This is a genomic window from Amycolatopsis melonis (genome assembly GCF_040064235.1).
Taxonomy (GTDB): Bacteria; Actinomycetota; Actinomycetes; order Mycobacteriales; family Pseudonocardiaceae; genus Amycolatopsis; species Amycolatopsis melonis.
The window spans coordinates 513,773-530,483 of record NZ_JBDZYD010000004.1 but is presented as its reverse complement, the minus strand read 5'-3'; the positions used below and the strand labels follow the sequence as shown (position 1 = coordinate 530,483).

The window sequence follows — 16,711 nt, the reverse complement described above, 5'->3', positions numbered from 1 at the left end:
CGGCTACCCCTTCACCGCGCCGGCGGCGACACCGGCCACGAGCTTGCGTTGCACGAGCAGGAAGAAGACCAGCGCCGGGACCGCGTAGATGACCGACGCGGCCATGACGCCACCCCAGTCGGTGGCGAACGCCGTGCGGAACGACGCCAGCCACACCGGCAGCGTCTCCCGTTCCTTGGTGTGGATGAACACCAGGGCGAACAGGTACTCGTTCCACGCGGTGATGAAGCTGAACACCGACGTGGTGACCAGTCCGGGCGCGAGCAGCGGCAGCGTCACCCGGCGGAAGGCGCCGGTCCGGCTGCAGCCGTCGATCATCGCGGCCTCCTCCAGCTCGTACGGGATCCCGTTGACGAAGCCGTAGAGCATCCAGATGGTGAACGGCAGCGTGGTCGCGAAGTAGATCAGCAGCAGCGACGGCAGCGTGTCGAGCAGCCCGGCGTCCCGCATCAGCAGGAACAGCGGGATGAACAGCGCCGACGTCGGCGCCAGCTGGGCCACCATGACCAGCAGCAGGAAGCCCTTGCGGCCGGTGAACCGCAGCCGCGCCAGCGGGATCGCCGCCAGCGCCCCGGCGACCAGGGAGCAGAGCACCGCGCCGACGGTGACGATGAGGCTGTTGAGCAGGTAGACCGGGAAGTTGTCCCGCGACAGCGCCGTGGCGAAGTTGCCGAACGAGAACGATGTCGGGATGAGGTCGTACTTCGGGGACAGGATCTCGCCGGGGGTCCGCAGCGACGTGACGAACATCCAGTACGTCGGGAAGACGATCGCCAGCGCGGCGAGCAGGCCGAGTACCGACAGCGCGATCCGCTGCGACAGCGGTTTCCTCACTTCAGTCCCCCTTCCGGGGTCCGCACGAGCAGCTGGATGTACCGGCCCGTGATCAGCGCGAGCAGGATCAGCATCAGCGTCGCGATGGCGCCCGCCGCGCCGAAGTGGTTGCCCGCGATGCCCTTGAGGTAGAGCACGACGGCCAGCGTGGTGCTCTCGCCGTCGGGACCGCCTTCGCGGATCGCCCAGATCTGGGGGAAGGCGTTGAAGTCCCACAGCACCGACAGGAACGTCACCATCGTGGTGATCGGCGCGATGGCGGGCCAGGTGACCGCGCGGAACGTCTGCCACGGCCCGGCACCGTCCATCGCGGCTGCCTCGTACTGCTCCTGCGGGACGCCGATGAGGCCCGCGTACAGGGAGAACGTCACGAACGGCACGGCCTGCCACACGATGAGCAGCCCGATCACCGTCAGCGTGCTGGCCCCGCTGGAGAACCACGAGAAGCCGATGAACCCGGAGAAGCCGAGCCGGTCGAGGGTCTTGTTGAGGATGCCGTACTGCTCGTCGAAGATCCACTGGAACACCGTGGTCGTGGCGATCACCGGCGTCGCCCAGGCGAGCACGAGCGTCACCTGCAGGATCACCCGCACGACCGGGCCGAGGTGGCGCATCAGCACCGCCAGCAGCAGGCCGCCGAGGATGGTGGCGGCCACGATCGAGGCGGTGAACACCAGCGTCCGGACGGTGATCGCCCAGAACTCCGGGTCCCCCAGCGCGCTCGTGTAGTTGTCGAACCCGATCCAGACGGTCTTGCCGGTGACGAGCTGCGCGACGTCGAGCTTGCGGAAGCTGATCCCGATCACCTGCACCAGCGGCCAGGCGAGCAGGACGAGGATCGCGGCGACGCCGGGGAGGAGCAGCAGGTACGGGAGCACCCGGTCGCCGAACCGGCCCGGCCTGCGCTTCTCCGCCCGCGCGGCGCGCGGCGATGCCGGCGGGGTGGCCCCCGCCGGCATCGTCACATTCGCGGTCGCGGTCATCCGCCGATGAGCTTGTTCAGCGCTGCGTTGGCGTCGGCGGTCGCCTGGTCGAGCGTCTTCTTGCCGGTCAGGTACGCGGTCAGCATGTCCTTGATCGGGTTCTGGCCCGACTCGACGTCGCCCCACTTCGGGCTGGCCGGGACGGCCTTGCCGTTGGCCGAGGCCTTGGCCATCACGCTGCCGAGCGGGTCCTTGTCCAGACCGGTGAGGTCGGTCGACGTGCCGGGCACGACGCCGGCGGCGGCGAGCTGGCTCTGGTACTTCGGGCTGGCCAGCAGCTTGATGTACTCCTTGGCGGCGGCCACGTTCTTGCTGTTGGCCGGGATCGCCAGGTTGGAGCCGCCGAGGAAGACGGGCGCGCTCTGGCCCGCGGTCTTGCTCGGGATCGCGAAGGCACCGGTCTTGCCGGTCAGGCTCGCGTCGGTCTTCGCGGCGGTCGCCAGCTCCCACGGCAGGCCGATCATCATGGCCACCTTGCCGGCACCGTAGACGGTCGCCTGCTGCGGCTTGGCCTCGTCGGCGTCCTTCGGCGCCTTGGTGCCGGAGGTGTCGACGAGCTTCTTGTAGAACTCCAGGCCCGCCTTGGCCTCGGGAGTGTCCAGCGTGGCCTTGTAGTTCTTGCCGTCGGCCTTGGCGACGTCACCGCCGTTGTCCCAGATGAACGACAGCAGCGCGTACCAGTTCTGGCCCGGCATGTAGAGCGCCTGGAAGTCCGGGTCACTGCCGAACTTGGCCTTGAGCTTGCCGATCGCGTCGATCCACTCGTCGTTCGACGACGGCGTCTTGGCGATGCCCGCCTGCTCGAACATGTCCTTGCGGTAGATGACCTCGCGGTTGGCCGCGTAGAACGGGACGCCGTAGGTCTTGCCGTCGTAGGTGCCGGAGTCGGCGAGGCCCTTGAGCCACTGCGAGCCGTTGAAGCTGTCCTTGTCGCCGGACAGGTCGGTCAGGATGCCGTCCTGCGCGGCGAAGGCGGCGGTCTGGGTGTTGCCGATCTCGATGACGTCCGGCGGCGCGCCGCTGGCCAGCGCGGTGGTCAGCTTCTGCTGGATGCCGTCCCACTGCTGGACTTCGTACTTGACCTTGACCCCGGGGTGCGCGGCCTCGAACTCCTTGTTGAGCGCGTCGGTCAGCGTGGCCGGCGCGGACCCGGTCATCAGCCAGACCGTGACCGTCCCGCTGAGCGGGGCATTGCCCGCCGACGAGGCCGCGGTGTCCGAACCGCTGGAGCCCGCGCAGCCTGCGGTCGCGAGCGTGAGTGCGGCGGCGCCCGCCGCCAGCTTGAGCCAGCGTTTCACTCGATGCCGTCCTTTCCCTGCCCGGCCACCGCGGCCGGGCGCCCCAAATGGTGTAGACCAATGTTGGGGTTAGAGTGGTACGTACCACAGGCCCTGTCAAGGCGGTTGCCGGAACGTTGTAATCGGGTGCGGCGGGTAGCCACCCGGTCACGACGTCCCGGCGGAAGTCGTCCGGATAGGAGGCTGCCCCGAACGTTTTTCACCGGCGGCGGTGCAGGATTTGTGGGACGGCACAACGAAAACGCTGAAGGGCACCTTCCTTGCGTCACATGCAAGGAAGGTGCCCTTCAGCTCGCCGGGGTCCGCTCAGGCGAGCGTGCCCAGCGGGAGCCCGGCATTGCGGCGTGCCCGGTGCGCGGCCATCCGCACCGGCGCGTTGACCACGCCGAATCCGCGGTAGCCGCCGATGCGCTGCACCACCTCGAAGAACACCCGCGCGCCCGCCAGGGCGGTGGTGAAGTGCAGGAACTCCCCGTGCGAATCCCGGTCGTACAGCACGGAATTCGCCCGCAGCGCCGCCAGCCGGGACGGTGGCAGGTCCAGGCGGGCTTCGAGGTCGTCGTAGTAGTTGCCGGGGATGTCCAGCAGCGGCGCGCCGAGCGCGCGCATCGCCTCCGCCGCCGCGACCGCGTCCGTGCAGGCGAACGCGACGTGCTGCGGTTCGGGGACCGCGGGCGCCCATTCGCCGCGCCGCACCACCGTGCTGTCCAGCGTCAGCCGGACGTTCCCGGCCGCCACACCGCGAGTGCGCACCAGCCCGTACGGCGCCGCGAACTCCGTGACCGGCGACGGCGTCAGCCCGAACACCGCGCGGTAGAACGACGCGGCCGCCTCGAAGTGGTCGAAGGGCTGCGTGAGCGCCACGTGATCGATTCCGATGATGCCGGCGCCGTCCGCCGTTTCGCCGGTCGGCACGAAGTCGCCGCGCCAGTCGTCGTTGCCGCAGAGGAACACCTCGGTGCCGTCCGGGGCGGCGACGGCGGCGAGGTCGGCTTCCCGCGGGCCGCGGGTCCGCGGCAGCACCGGGGCGAGCAGGGCTTCGGCCCGCCGGGCCGCGCGGACGGGATCGGGGACCGCCAGCGCGACCGCGCCGACCGCGCCGTGGGCCGCACCGCTCTCGTTGACGACCACCCGGGCGTCGCCCTGCTCCCACAGCTCGACCGGCTTCGTGCGGTGGACGCCGGTGCGCGCGAACCCGAGCGTGGCCAGCACGCGCCCGGCGCCGGGATCGGTGACGACCTCGGCGAAGGCGTGCCCGGCAGGCGCCGGCGCGGGCGGCAGGTCCAGCAGGCCGAGGGATTCCTTCAGGGTCAGCAGCGAGCGCATCGCGTCGACGGCGGCCGGGCGCGGATCGGCCTGGCGGAACACGTCGTTGAAGACCTCCAGCGACAGCGGGCCGCGGTAACCGGCGGCGAGCACGTGCCCGGTGAAGGCCGTCAGGTCGAAGTCGCCCTGGCCGGGGAAGAGCCGGTGGTGACGGCTCCACGGCAGGACGTCCATCGGCAGCGCGGGTGCGTCGGCGAGCTGGAGGAAGAAGATCTTCTCGCCGGGGATCGCGCGGATCGGGGCCGGGTCGTGGCCCTTCGACAGGATGTGGAAACTGTCCAGGCAGAGGCCGAGCGCGGGATGCGCGGCGCGGCGCACGATCCGCCACGCGTGCTCGTAGCCGCTGACGTGCCGGCCCCAGGCCAGGGCTTCGTAGGCGACCTTCATGCCCCGCCCGGCCGCGACCTCGGCCAGTGCGTGCAGCTGCTCGGCCGCGAGGTCGTCGTCGTCGACGGCGTGCGGGGACACCGACGAGCAGACCAGCACGGTGTCCGCGCCGAGGGCGGCCATGACGTCGAGCTTGTGCCGCGCGCGGCGGAGGTTGGCCGCGTGCAGGTCCGGCGGGACGGCCTCGAAGTCGCGGAACGGCTGGTAGAGGTCGATCGACAGGCCGAGATCGGCGCAGCGGCGGCGGATTTCGGCCGGACTCGACGGCGAGACCAGCAGGTCGTTCTCGAACAGCTCGACACCGTCGAACCCGGCCGCGGCGGCCGCGGCGAGCTTGTCGTCGAGCGTGCCGGACAGGCAGACGGTGGCGATCGCGGTGCGCGGTTCAGGCGGCACGGGCGGCCTCGCCTTCGAGGACGTCGAAGTGGCGCAGCATCCGCGCCGGATCGGGCTCGACGCCGGTGAACAGCCGGAACGACTCGGCGGCCTGCAGCACGACCATGCCGCCGCCGTGCAGCACCCGGCAGCCGCGGGCGCGGGCGTCGGCGAGCAGCCGGGTTTCCAGCGGCCGGTAGACGATGTCGGCAACCCACAGCCGCGGGCGCAGCAGCCCGGCCGGGACCGGCGAGCCGGGGTGCGCGGCCATCCCGGTGGGCGTGGCGTTGACCAGGCCGTCGGCGTGGTCGAGCGCCGTCAGGTCACCGGTCCGCGCGCGGCCCGCCCCGAACTTCTTCCGCAGCGCCGCGACGAGGTGCTCGCTGCGGTGGGCGTCGACGTCGTGGACGGTGAGCCGCCCGGTGCCGAGCGACAGCAGCGCGTGCGCCACCGCCGCGCCCGCGCCCCCGGCGCCGAGCAGGACCACCTCGTCCCTGCGGACGTCCGGCAGGCCGCGGGTGAGGCTGCGGGCGAAGCCGGTGGCGTCGGTGTTGTGGCCGATCGCGCGGCCGTCGTCGAACACGACGGTGTTGACGGCGCCGAGCGCGGCGGCCTCGGGCGACAGCTCGTCGAGGTGGTCCAGGACCGCCTGCTTGGCCGGGTGGGTGACGTTGAGGCCGTCGAACCCGGCGAGTTTCGCCGCGGCCACCACGTCACCGACCGGGCGGCGCAGCACGTCGAGGTCCAGCAGGCGGTAGAGGTAGCGCAGCCCGAGCTCGTCCGCCTCGCGTTCGTGCAGGGCCGGGCTGGCGGACGGCCCGATCCCCGAGCCGACGAGTCCGATCAGGTAGCTGCTCACGCGGTCCCCTCCGAGTTAATGTACGAACTAGTGAGTTCACGGTAACGCGGCGAGCGCCCCGCCGGAAGGGCTGGGTAGAGTTGGGGCGTTCACCTGCAGCGGAGGGAGCCCGGTGGCCGCACCATCGCCGGAGGCCGAGCGCCAGCGCGACAAGGACCGCACGCGGGCCGACATCCTCGAGGTGGCCACGCGGGAGTTCGCGGACAAGGGCTACACCGGCGCCCGCGTCGACGAGATTGCCGCCCGCACCAGCACCACCAAGCGGATGATCTACTACTACTTCGGCGGCAAGGAACAGCTGTACATCGCCGTGCTGGAGCGGGCGTACTCCGCGATCCGCGCGCTGGAGCAGCAGGTCGACGTCGAGCACCTGGCCCCCGAGGACGCGCTCCGGCAGCTGGCGGCGCTGACCTTCGACCACCACGAGGCGAACCCGGACTTCATCCGCCTGGTCAGCATCGAGAACATCCACCGCGCCGAGCACCTCGCGCAGTCGGAGGTCCTGGCCGGGCTGGCCGACCCGGCACTCGGCGGGCTGACGCGCATCCTGGAGCGCGGCCGCGCGGCCGGCCGCTTCCGCGCCGACGCCGACCCGCTCGACGTCCACATGATCATCAGCTCGTTCTGCGTGTTCCGGCTGGCGAACCGGTACACGTTCCAGGCGATCTTCGGACGCGACATGCTGGACCCGGCCCGGCGCGAGCACTACCGGACGATGCTCGGCGAGCTGGTGATCGACTACCTGACCGCCCGCTGAGGGCGGCGAAAAGGATCTCTTGACACCCGGGCCCCGGTCTCGCAGTCTCTATTAACTAACTAGACCGTACATTGCCTCCCCCGCCTCTGAGCAACGAAGCACGGACGTCAGGAGCACCTCCCGTGACCGGATCGATGCCCCGCAAGGCCGCACTGGCCGCCTGGATCGGCAGCGCCCTCGAGTACTACGACTTCTTCATCTACGGCACCGCCGCCGCGCTGGTGTTCAACAAGGTCTTCTTCCCCGCCTCCTCCCCCGCCACCGGCACCCTGCTCTCGCTGGCGACGTTCGGCGTCGGCTACCTCGCCCGGCCGGTCGGCGCGTTCGTGCTCGGGCACGTCGGCGACCGGTTCGGCCGCAAGCGCGTGCTCGTCTTCACCCTGCTGCTCATGGGCGTCGCGACGTTCTGCGTCGGCTGCCTGCCGACGTACGCGGGCGTCGGCGTGCTCGCCCCGGTGCTGCTGGTGATTCTCCGTCTGCTGCAAGGACTTTCCGCGGCAGGCGAGCAGGCAGGCGCGAACTCGATGTCACTCGAACACGCCCCGGAGCATCGCCGCGCGTACTTCACCAGCTTCACCCTCAGCGGCACGCAGGCCGGCCAGATCCTGGCCACCGCGATCTTCCTGCCGGTCGCGGCGCTCCCCCAGGACCAGCTGCTGAGCTGGGGCTGGCGGGTGCCGTTCTGGTGCAGCGCGCTCGTCGTGGCCGTCGGCTTCGTGATCCGCCGCACCCTCGACGAGACGCCGGTGTTCGAACGCACCGACGTCGCGAAGCTGCCGGTGGCCGAGCTGTTCCGTCACCACTGGGCCGACGTCCTGCGCGTGGTGGCCGCCGCGACGATCGCCTCGGTGAGCACGATCTTCACCGTCTACGCGCTGAGCTACGCGGTCAACACGATCGGGCTGGCCCGCACACCGATGTTGTGGGTCGGCGTGCTCGCCAACATCGTGGCGCTGGCGGCGATCCCGCTGCTCGCCGCGCTCGCCGACCGGATCGGCCGCAAGCCCGTGTTCATCACCGGCTGCCTCGCGTGCGGGGTGCTGATCTTCCCGTACCTGTGGTCGATTTCGATCGGCTCGTACACGCTGCTGTTCGTGCTCGGCATCGCGCTGTTCGGCGTCGCGTATTCGGGCGTGAACGGCGTCTGGCCATCGCTGTACGGCGAGATGTTCGGCGCCCGGGTCCGCCTGTCGGGCATGGCAATCGGCACGCAGGTCGGCTTCGCGGTGGCCGGATTCGCCCCGAGCGTGGTGTCGGCCATCGGCTCGGCCCGCCAGGACTGGCTCGGCGTCGCAATCTTCACCGCGGCGGTGTGCGTGCTCGCCGCAGCGGCCGCGGCAACGGCCCGCGAGACCTACCGCGTCCCGACGGCGGACCTCGGCTTCCGGCCGGTGCCGTCACCGTCCACTGTGGTCCGGTCCACTGTGGAGATGTAGTGAGGTGCCCGACGGGCTGGGTGCCTTCACCCGCTCCAGCAGCAGCTGCGCGACGTCGCGGACGTCGACGTTCTCCGCCTTCTGCTCGCTCTGGCGCTGGACCAGCCCGTCGGTGAGCATCACTCGGCAGAACGGGCAGCCCGTCACGATCGTCTCCGCGTCGGTCGCTATCGCCTCGTCGACACGCTCCAGGTTGATGCGCTTGCCGATCTGCTCCTCCATCCACATCCGGGCGCCGCCCGCGCCGCAGCAGAGGGCGCGGTCCGCGTGGCGGGGCATCTCCGTCAGCCGGGCTCCCGCCGCGCCGACCAGGTCGCGGGGCGGGGTGTAGATCTTGTTGTGGCGGCCCAGGTAGCACGGGTCGTGGTAGGTGACGCGCGGGCCGTCGTCGACGCCCTTCACCGGGGTCAGCTGCCCGCCGCGGACCAGGCGGTTGAGCAGCTGCGTGTGGTGGACCACCTCGTAGTGCCCGTACAGCTGCGGGTATTCGCGGCTGAGCGTGTTGAGGCAGTGCGGGCACGTCGTGACGATCTTGCGCAGCCGCGGCTCGCGGCCCTCGAACACCGCGTTGAGTGTCTCGGCCGTCTGCTGGGCCATCATCTGGAAGAGGAACTCGTTGCCCGCGCGGCGCGCCGGGTCGCCCGTGCACGACTCCTCGTTGCCGAGCACGACGTAGTTCACGCCGGCGATGTGCAGCAGCTCGGCCGTCGCGCGGACGGTCTTGCGCGCCTGGTCGTCGAACGCGCCCGCGCAGCCGACCCAGAACACGTACTCGACGTCTTCGCCGAGCTGCCCGTCGAACACCGGGACCTCGAAGCCGAGGTCCTTGGTCCAGGCCAGCCGCTCGGAGTTGTTCTGGCCCCAGGGATTGCCCTTGGTCTCCAGGTTCTTGAACAGCCCGCCCAGCTCGGTCGGGAACGCCGACTCGATCATCACCTGGTAGCGGCGCATGTCGACGATGTGGTCGACGTGCTCGATGTCGACCGGGCACTGCTCGACGCACGCGCCGCACGTGGTGCACGACCACAGCACGTCCGGATCGATGACGCCGCCGTCGTCCTCCGGGCCGACCAGCGGGCGCGCGCCCTCGTGCTCGGTGCCGGCGAGGATGTACGGCGCCTCCTCGAAGAGGTTGTCGCGCAGGTTCATGATGACGAGCTTGGGCGACAACGGTTTCCCGGTGTTCCAGGCCGGGCACTGCGACTGGCAGCGGCCGCACTCGGTGCACGTGGCGAAGTCGAGCATGCCCTTCCACGTGAAGTCGCCGATCTTGCCGCGGCCGAACGTGTCGTCCTCGCCCGGGTCCTCGAAGTCGATCGGGACGCCGCCGGACTCCATCGGCAGCAGCGGGCCGAGCGCGTCCGGCAGCCGCTTCGCCGAGACGTTGATCGGCGCGACGAAGATGTGCAGGTGCTTGGAGTAGAGCACGATCGACAGGAACACCAGCATGACGCCGATGTGCAGCAGCAGGCCGACGGTCTCCAGCACCTCGGTCGCCGAGTGGCCGAGCGGTTCGAGAAGGTTCCCGACGCCGAGGGAGACGTACGCGCCCGAGTCGTAGGGGAAGTTGCCGGACGCCGCCGAGGAGCCGCGGAACAGGAACATCGTCCACACGACGTTGAAGATCATGGCCAGGATCAGCCACGCGCCGCCGGTGTGCGAGCCGTAGAACCGGGACGCGCGGTCCTTGCGCTCGGGTGCCTGGCGGATCCGGATGACCGTGAACACCCCGAGCGAGACGGCCACGGCGACGGCGATGAAGTCCTGCAGGAAGCCGAGCACCGCCCAGTGCCCGATCCACGGGATCGCGAACTTCTCGTCGAACAGGGCCCCGTACGCCTCCAGGTACACCGAAGCGAGGATCACGAAGCCCCAGAACGTGAAGAAGTGCGCGAGGCCGGGCACCGACCACTTCAGCAGCTTGCGCTGGCCGAACACCTCGCGCACCTGCGCCAGGAGGCGCGCGCCCAGTTCGTTCGACCGCTTGGTGTCCGGCTGGCCCGCCTTGATCAGCCGGTACAGGAAGGCCACGCGCCGCCCGGCGACGGCCAGGCCGACGACGGTCATGAGCAGACCGAGGATGAGACGAACGAGCACGTGTCCTCCGCGTCGTGAGGGAAGGACCGGCTCAGTGCGAGCCGGTGTAGTACCGGCACGCCTGGCACGCGTACCGCATCTTCGCGATCCGCCAGTGCTTCCGGTACAGGTCGAGGTCGGGCGACCGGCGGACGCCGAGACGCTGGTAGCGCCCGGGCCGCCGGCCGGTGTCGTACTGCTCGGTCGCGCGGCCGAGGTGGGCGCGCCGCAGCACGCACCCCCACGTCCGGCAGCGGCCGAGCGCGCCGCGGCAGAACCGGTGCAGCAGCACGAGATCCCCGCGCACTTCTTCGACAACGCCGTATCCGGGGTGGTTCCCCGGCCCGGCGAGCCGCACCGGCAGCCCGCAGTACGCGCACTTGAGCGTGCAGGGAAGGCAGCCGGTCAGGTGCCGGATCCGCAGTTCACGCCGGTCTTCGGAGCCGGGTCCTCGCACGCGCGACGCCATGGGGCCTCCTGGAGCGACTGTGATCGGCACCACTGCCTGCTACTGGAGGGTAATGACGAGATCACTTCCTGCGACAGGACCGAACGGCGCACTTCGATTACGCCATTCGGCCGGGAAAACCGACCAAGGTCGCCCTAACTGCCCGCAATCCGGACACCCAAGTCCGCTCAGCGTCCACTTTCCGCGAGCACCCAAGCGGGGCGGCCCGGGTCAGCAGGCGGGGAGGTCGCCGGGGAGGGCGGGGAAAGCCGGGCCCGAGAGCAGGTCCCCTCCCCTTTCACGCCACCAGGCTGCCTCCGCCGGGGTCGTGACTCCGGTGACCGAGACCGCGGCGCCGGCCAGGTGGGCCGTCTCGATCAGGGTGCGGAGCGTCCGCTCCACCAGCGGGTGCTCGCGGCGCTCCGCCAGGTGCGGGGCCAGGCGGACCGCGGCGGCCGGGACCTCCGTCAGGCAGGTGACGTCGGCCAGGTCGTGGATCTCCGCCCGGACTCCGATTTCCGCCAGCACCTTGAGGTTGTCGGCCGCGTCGCCGGACGGGGCGAGCAGTGACGGCGCCGGGAAGCCGGGACGCAGGCGGTCCGGCGGCAGGCCCGTGTCGGCCAGGACCGCACGGATCTCGCCGACCAGCTCCGGGTCCGCCGCCTGCTGCGGGGTCAGCTCGACCGTGAGCGGGAGCGCGATCCCGGACGCCGCCAGCCGTTCGGCCGCCGTGCGCAGGAGCCACGTGCCCAGTGGCAGGGCCAGCCCGGTTTCCGCGGCCAGGCGCACGCAGGTGTCGTGCGGCAGCACGCCCTCGATCGCGTGGTTCCAGCGCAGCCGGGCCTCGACGCCCGCGACCGCGCCGCCGCCGTCCAGCGCGCGGTAGCCGACCTCGATCTCGCCGTTCTCCCAGGCACCCGCCAGCGACGCGGCCAGGCCGAAGTCGTGCCGGTCGCGGCGGTCCAGCTGGCGGTCGAACAGGGCCCACTGGCCGCCCGAGCGCTGTACCCGGCGCACCGTCAGGTCCGACGCGCGCAGCAGCTCGGCGGGCGTGATGTCCCGCGGTGGCCGGTGGACGACGCCGATGCCGGCCGACACGCCGACCCCGTGCCGCCCGTCGACGTACTCCGCCTCGGCCAGCTCGCGGGTGATCCGGCGGACCAGCGGGACCACGCCCGGGGTGTCCGCGGTGTTCTGCACCAGCACGCCGAATTCGTCGGCGCCGAGGCGCGCGATGAGCGCCTTCTCGTCCTCGAACACCGTCTTGAGCTTCGCGGCGACCGCGCGCAGCACCCGGTCGCCGAGGTCCTGGCCGAGCCCGCCGTTGATCCGCGAGAACCCGTCGAGGTCGACGTGGAAGAGCGTGACGCCGTGCGCCGGGTCGGCCTCACGCAGGAGGTTTTCCAGGCGGGTGCTGAAGAACTGACGGTTCGGCAGGCCGGTGAGCACGTCGTGCAGGGCCTGGTGGCTCAGCCGCCGCTGCAGCAGCGACACCTCGGTGTCGTCGTCGACCAGGGTGAGCAGCTGCCGCGGCTTGCCGACCGCATCGCGGATCACCGACGCGGCGAAGGTGGCCCACATCGGCTCGCCGTCCTTGCCGACCAGCCGCCGCCCGGCCCGCAGCCGGTGCAGCCTGCCCGCGACCAGCTCGCGGTAGCTCTCCCGCAGCTGCTCGACGTCCTCGGGGTGGACCAGGTCGAACAGGCTCATCGACGCAATCTCGGCCGGCGTGCGGTTGAGTGTCTTGGCCAGCGCCGCGTTGGCCCGCAGCACCCGCCCGTCCAGCTCGGTGAGCGCGACGCCGCTGGCCGAGCCGGCGAACACCTCCTCGAACTGCGCGCGGGTGATCACCTGCTTCTGCCGCGTCTCCTGCTCGACCTTCAGCAGCGCGCGGCTGAGCCCTTCCTGCCGCTTCTGGATGTCTTCGCGCAGCATCTCGGCGTACCCGGCGCTGAGCGCGCCGAGCACCAGCACGATCCGCTCGGCGACGCCGTCGACCGCGCGCAGCTCCGGCTCGCGCAGCAGGGCCTTGCCGAGCACCTCCAGGCTGCGGCGCAGGCTGTCCGTGCCGACGCAGCGCAGCTCGACGAGCCGCCCGCCCGCCGCCGCGGCCGCGCCGAGGTCGGGCGGGTCGCTCGCGACCGCCGCGAACAGCGTGCGGACCAGCGCCGCCAGCTCGCGCTCGATCTCCTCCGGCGTGTGCGGCAGGTACGCCGTGGTGCTGACCAGGTAACCCCACTTGCGCGCGAGCGTGCCGAGCCGCCGCGCCGCACGATCGGCGGACGGTCTCTTCCGCGAGGATTCGTCACGGGGATGGGGAGCAGTCACCTCGGCCCTGTCCTGGGTTCTGGCACCGACCGCCGGACGGGGGTGCCGACATATCTTGGCTCGAAACGGCGTTCAAAGCACGAAACAGGACTCAGCCAATCGAGTGATAACCCTGCGGAGCGGCCCCGACGCGCTCCCGCAGCCACGACCGGGTGGCGTCCCGGTAATCTCCGGCATTTTCGTGCAACGCGACGGAATGACCGGCACCCGGAAGGACGTACGTCGTCAGTTTCGACGGATCGGCGTAGTACGGCGCCTCCTGCGCGTGCAGCGCCCCGGCGTCCGAGCAGTCCCGCAAGGCGAGCGGGCCGCAGAAAAGAACGTCCTTTTCCCCGACCACCTGCAAAACCGGGACGGTGATTCCCTTCGTCGCGGGCAGCACGATCCCGAACACCGCGACCGTGCCCATCCCGGGCACCGAAACCTGGTCTTTGGTCGCCTCGTCGGCGGCGATCACGGCCGGGTCGGCGTCGCCCTCGGCGTAGAACAGCCCGGCCCGCGCCCCCGGTTTCGTCGTGAAGTACAGCGGGTCGCTGCCCAGCGTCGACAGCTGATTGTCCAGCAGCACCGGCTGCAGCCCCAGCGCCGCGCCGACCACCAGCACGGGCAGGGCGGGCAGGTGGGTGATGCCGGTGAGGATCACGCCGTCGACGTCGTGGTAGGTCGACGCCTCCACCGCGACGACGCCGGAGCCGACCGAGTGCCCGGCGATGACGACCTTGCCGAACGCCACCCCGCCGGCGTGCCCGGCCCGCAGGTGCCCGACCACCTCGTGCATGGCCTCCGCCTCGGCCCACACCGACAGCGGCAGGCTCAGCGGGTGGCTGCTGCGGCCGGCGCCGAGCTGGTCCACGGCGAACGTCGCGTACCCGTGCCCGGCCATGTCCCGCTGGTAGGAGTACCGCTGCGGCTCGTACGGCAGGTCCCAGTACGCGCTGTTGTACGTCCCGCCGTGCACGAGGAGCTGGACGGTGTCCGGCGCCTGCCCGGCGGGCAGGCACAACCGGCCGTGCACGGTCGCGGGCGCACCCGGCACCAGCGGCGGCAGGCCCGGGCCGGTGACCGGCAGATCCGTGTCGGTGCAGGAGATCGCGGCCGCCTCGGCGGGCATCGCGGCGGTCAGCGAGGCGAGCAGGACACCACAGGCGAACAACGCCGAAGTCACTTTGACCGGCAGTCTCAAGGCCGCTATCCCTCCAGACGGGACCGGGTGTTCGGACCCGAGAACACTACACCCGGTAGTGGATCGGGTACCGTCAGGTCCGCGGCACCACGGTCATCGGCAGCCGGTTCGGCTGCATGGTCGCCTTGAGCTGTGCGCGGACCTTCGTGCCGGGCACCGGGACCAGCCGCCAGCGGGCACCGACGGTCGCGGCGACGATGCCGATCTCCGTCGGCGCGAACACGTGTCCCGGGCACAGCCGGGCGCCGGCACCGAACGGGATGTACGCGCCCTTCGGCAGCTCCGCGGTCCGCCCCGGCGCCCAGCGGTCCGGGTCGAACCGGTCCGGATCGGGGAACCAGCGCGGATCCCGGTGCAGGGTGTGCTGGCTGACGGCGACCTCGCTGCCCGCCGGGAGCCGGACCCCGCCGAGTTCGACGTCCTCGCGGGCACGCCGCATGAGGATCAGCGGCGGGGTGCGCCGGACGATCTCGTTGACGATCTGCTGCGTGTAAACGAGATCCGGCAGGTCCTCGAACCGCGCGGCCCGGCCGCCGAGGACGGCGTCGACCTCGGCGTGGAACCGCCGTTCGACCTCGGGATGCTGCCCCAGCTCGTGGAAGAACCAGGCCAGCGCGACGGCCGTGGTCTCGGCGCCGGTGGTGAGGATGGTGATGACCTCGTCGTGCACCTGGCGGTCGGACATGCCCTCGCCGGTGTCCTCGTCGCGGGCCAGCAGCAGCATCGAGAGCAGGTCCCCGTGGTCGGCGCCCTGCTCGCGGGCGGCGACCACGGTTTCGGTGATGACCTCGCGCAGGCGCGCGGCGGCGGCGTCGAACTTCCGGTTCGGCGGGATCGGCAGGCGTTCGACGAACTTCGGCGAGAACGCCCGGACCAGCACGTACTTGAGCATGACCGGGATCGAGTGCTGGATTTCGGACAGCACGTCGTCGCCGAGCGCGGTCGAGAACAGCGTCTGCCCGGCGATGGTGAGCACCAGCTCCTGCATGCACCGGTCGAACTGGACGACTTCGCCGGGCTGCCACGAACTCGCCAGCTCGTCCGCGAGCTTCGTCATGGTCTGCTCGGCGTAACCGGCGATGCGGTTACGGCCGAACGCGGGCAGCACCAGGCGACGCTGACGGCGGTTCAGCTCGCCGTTCGACGTGGCCAGCCCGTCGCCGAAGAGCGGGCGCATCTTGTCGAAGACCAGGCCCTTGTCGAACTTTCCGGCATCGGTGGCCAGCACCTGCCAGGCCAGCTCGGGCGTGGTGACGACGTGCACCGGCAGCGGCCCCAGCCGGAGTTCGACGACTTCTCCGTACGCGGGCAGGGAAGTGAAGAGTTTCAGCGGATCGCGCAGCAGCGGCACGGTGTGCCCGAGCACGGGCCAGCGGCCGGGGACGTTCGTCATCGCCTCGTCTCCTCGTGACCGGCACACCCTAGCCGGGTGAACCGCCCGCGCAGCCGAGGTCCACACGAACGGAGGAGGGGCTAAGCTGCGCCTTCTTCGAAGTCCGCGAGGGTGGGAGGTCCCGTGACCGGAGAGCTGAGCTGGGTGCCGCCGGAGATCGACACGACGGTGCCGAATCCCGCGCGGGTGTACGACTTCTGGCTCGACGGCGACCACAACTTCGCCGCCGACCGCGCGCTCGGGGAGCAGATCCTCAAGATCATGCCCGGCGTGCGCGACGCGGCCCGGCTCAACCGCGCGTTCCTGCGCCGCGCGGCCCGCTACATGGCCGGCCAGGGCATCCGGCAGTTCCTCGACATCGGCTCCGGCATCCCGACCGTGGGCAACCTGCACGAGATCGTCCAGCAGGCCGACCCGGCGTGCCGGGTGGTGTACGTCGACCGCGAGCCGGTCGCGGTGGCACACAGCGAACTGCTGTTGCAGGACAACGACAACTGCGCCGTGCTGCAGGCGGACCTGCGCGACGCCGCCGAGATCTTCGCAGGCGCCGGGAAACTGCTCGACCTGGACCAGCCGATCGGCGTGTTCATGTTGCTGCTGCTGCACTTCGTGCCGGACTCGTGGGAGCCGGCAGGCATCCTCGCCCGCTACCGCGACCGGCTGGCCCCGGGCAGTTTCCTGGCCATCACGCACGTCGCCGCGGACTCGGAGTCCACCCGGCTCGACGAGGCGGTCGAGGTCTACAAGAGCAACCAGAACCAGCAGAACCAGCCGTTCCCCCGCACCCACGACGAGGTAGTGGCCTTCTTCGACGGCTTCGAGCTGGTCGACCCCGGCGTGGTCGGCTGCGCGATGTGGAAGCCCGAAGGCGCCGGCGACATGTCCGACGACCCGGCGATCAACACGCTGCCGTACGCCGGGGTCGGCCGCAAACCGTGAGTTCGTGGTCTGCCGCGGCTTGGGGGGGGGGGGGTTGCCAGGGTGTGAGCCCGGTGAGCCCCGCCCCCCCCCCCCCCGGGGGGGGGCCC

At 71.0% G+C, this 16,711-nt stretch carries 13 protein-coding genes; 3 read left to right on the top strand and 10 right to left on the bottom strand.

What is annotated here, in order from left to right; genetic code table 11:
* Positions 1 to 3: 3 nt before the first annotated feature.
* From ABJI51_RS13390 to ABJI51_RS13370, 5 genes are all read right to left on the bottom strand, one after another.
* Positions 4 to 834, bottom strand: coding sequence for a carbohydrate ABC transporter permease (locus ABJI51_RS13390; protein WP_348950630.1), 831 nt, complete (start codon positions 832 to 834; stop codon positions 4 to 6).
* On the bottom strand, positions 831 to 1,817 hold the full coding sequence (locus ABJI51_RS13385; RefSeq protein ID WP_348950628.1) for a carbohydrate ABC transporter permease: 987 nt from the start codon (positions 1,815 to 1,817) through the stop codon (positions 831 to 833). Before ABJI51_RS13385 ends, ABJI51_RS13390 begins: the two co-directional genes overlap by 4 nt.
* The gene (locus ABJI51_RS13380) at positions 1,814 to 3,115 is read right to left on the bottom strand and encodes a sugar ABC transporter substrate-binding protein (RefSeq protein WP_348950626.1); all 1,302 of its coding nucleotides are present in this window, start codon (positions 3,113 to 3,115) and stop codon (positions 1,814 to 1,816) included. The genes ABJI51_RS13385 and ABJI51_RS13380 overlap by 4 nt, the downstream gene beginning before the upstream one ends.
* Positions 3,116 to 3,421: 306 nt before the next feature.
* Positions 3,422 to 5,224 (bottom strand): sugar phosphate isomerase/epimerase and 4-hydroxyphenylpyruvate domain-containing protein, encoded by a 1,803-nt coding sequence (locus ABJI51_RS13375; RefSeq protein ID WP_348950624.1) that lies wholly within the window; start codon positions 5,222 to 5,224, stop codon positions 3,422 to 3,424.
* Positions 5,214 to 6,062, bottom strand: coding sequence for a shikimate dehydrogenase (locus ABJI51_RS13370; protein WP_348950622.1), 849 nt, complete (start codon positions 6,060 to 6,062; stop codon positions 5,214 to 5,216). The genes ABJI51_RS13375 and ABJI51_RS13370 overlap by 11 nt, the downstream gene beginning before the upstream one ends.
* 112 nt (positions 6,063 to 6,174) lie before the next feature.
* Here ABJI51_RS13370 and ABJI51_RS13365 point away from each other — a divergent pair, with 112 nt between their 5' ends.
* Positions 6,175 to 6,819 (top strand): TetR/AcrR family transcriptional regulator, encoded by a 645-nt coding sequence (locus tag ABJI51_RS13365; RefSeq protein WP_348950620.1) that lies wholly within the window; start codon positions 6,175 to 6,177, stop codon positions 6,817 to 6,819.
* 122 nt (positions 6,820 to 6,941) lie between these two features.
* Positions 6,942 to 8,255 (top strand): MFS transporter, encoded by a 1,314-nt coding sequence (locus ABJI51_RS13360; RefSeq protein WP_348950618.1) that lies wholly within the window; start codon positions 6,942 to 6,944, stop codon positions 8,253 to 8,255.
* On the opposite strand, the gene ABJI51_RS13355 is transcribed toward ABJI51_RS13360, so the two are convergent.
* The 5 genes from ABJI51_RS13355 to ABJI51_RS13335 form a co-directional block, all read right to left on the bottom strand.
* On the bottom strand, positions 8,217 to 10,352 hold the full coding sequence (locus ABJI51_RS13355) for a (Fe-S)-binding protein (protein ID WP_348950616.1): 2,136 nt from the start codon (positions 10,350 to 10,352) through the stop codon (positions 8,217 to 8,219). The two genes, ABJI51_RS13360 and ABJI51_RS13355, sit on opposite strands and share 39 nt — an antisense overlap.
* Before the next feature lie 31 nt (positions 10,353 to 10,383).
* Positions 10,384 to 10,800: a hypothetical protein gene (locus ABJI51_RS13350; RefSeq protein WP_348950614.1), complete on the bottom strand. Its 417-nt coding sequence runs from the start codon at positions 10,798 to 10,800 to the stop codon at positions 10,384 to 10,386.
* A gap of 210 nt (positions 10,801 to 11,010) precedes the next feature.
* A complete protein-coding gene (locus ABJI51_RS13345; protein ID WP_348950613.1) occupies positions 11,011 to 13,107 on the bottom strand; it encodes a diguanylate cyclase domain-containing protein in 2,097 nt (698 codons plus the stop codon).
* A gap of 91 nt (positions 13,108 to 13,198) precedes the next feature.
* Complete coding sequence (locus ABJI51_RS13340; protein ID WP_348950611.1) at positions 13,199 to 14,290, bottom strand: alpha/beta hydrolase; 1,092 nt, start codon at positions 14,288 to 14,290, stop codon at positions 13,199 to 13,201.
* A gap of 73 nt (positions 14,291 to 14,363) precedes the next feature.
* Positions 14,364 to 15,683 carry a cytochrome P450 gene (locus ABJI51_RS13335; protein WP_348950609.1) on the bottom strand — a complete coding sequence of 440 codons (1,320 nt, stop codon included), beginning with the start codon at positions 15,681 to 15,683 and terminating at the stop codon, positions 14,364 to 14,366.
* A 123-nt stretch (positions 15,684 to 15,806) separates the two neighbouring features.
* Here ABJI51_RS13335 and ABJI51_RS13330 point away from each other — a divergent pair, with 123 nt between their 5' ends.
* Complete coding sequence (locus ABJI51_RS13330; protein WP_348950608.1) at positions 15,807 to 16,622, top strand: SAM-dependent methyltransferase; 816 nt, start codon at positions 15,807 to 15,809, stop codon at positions 16,620 to 16,622.
* Positions 16,623 to 16,711: the final 89 nt, after the last annotated feature.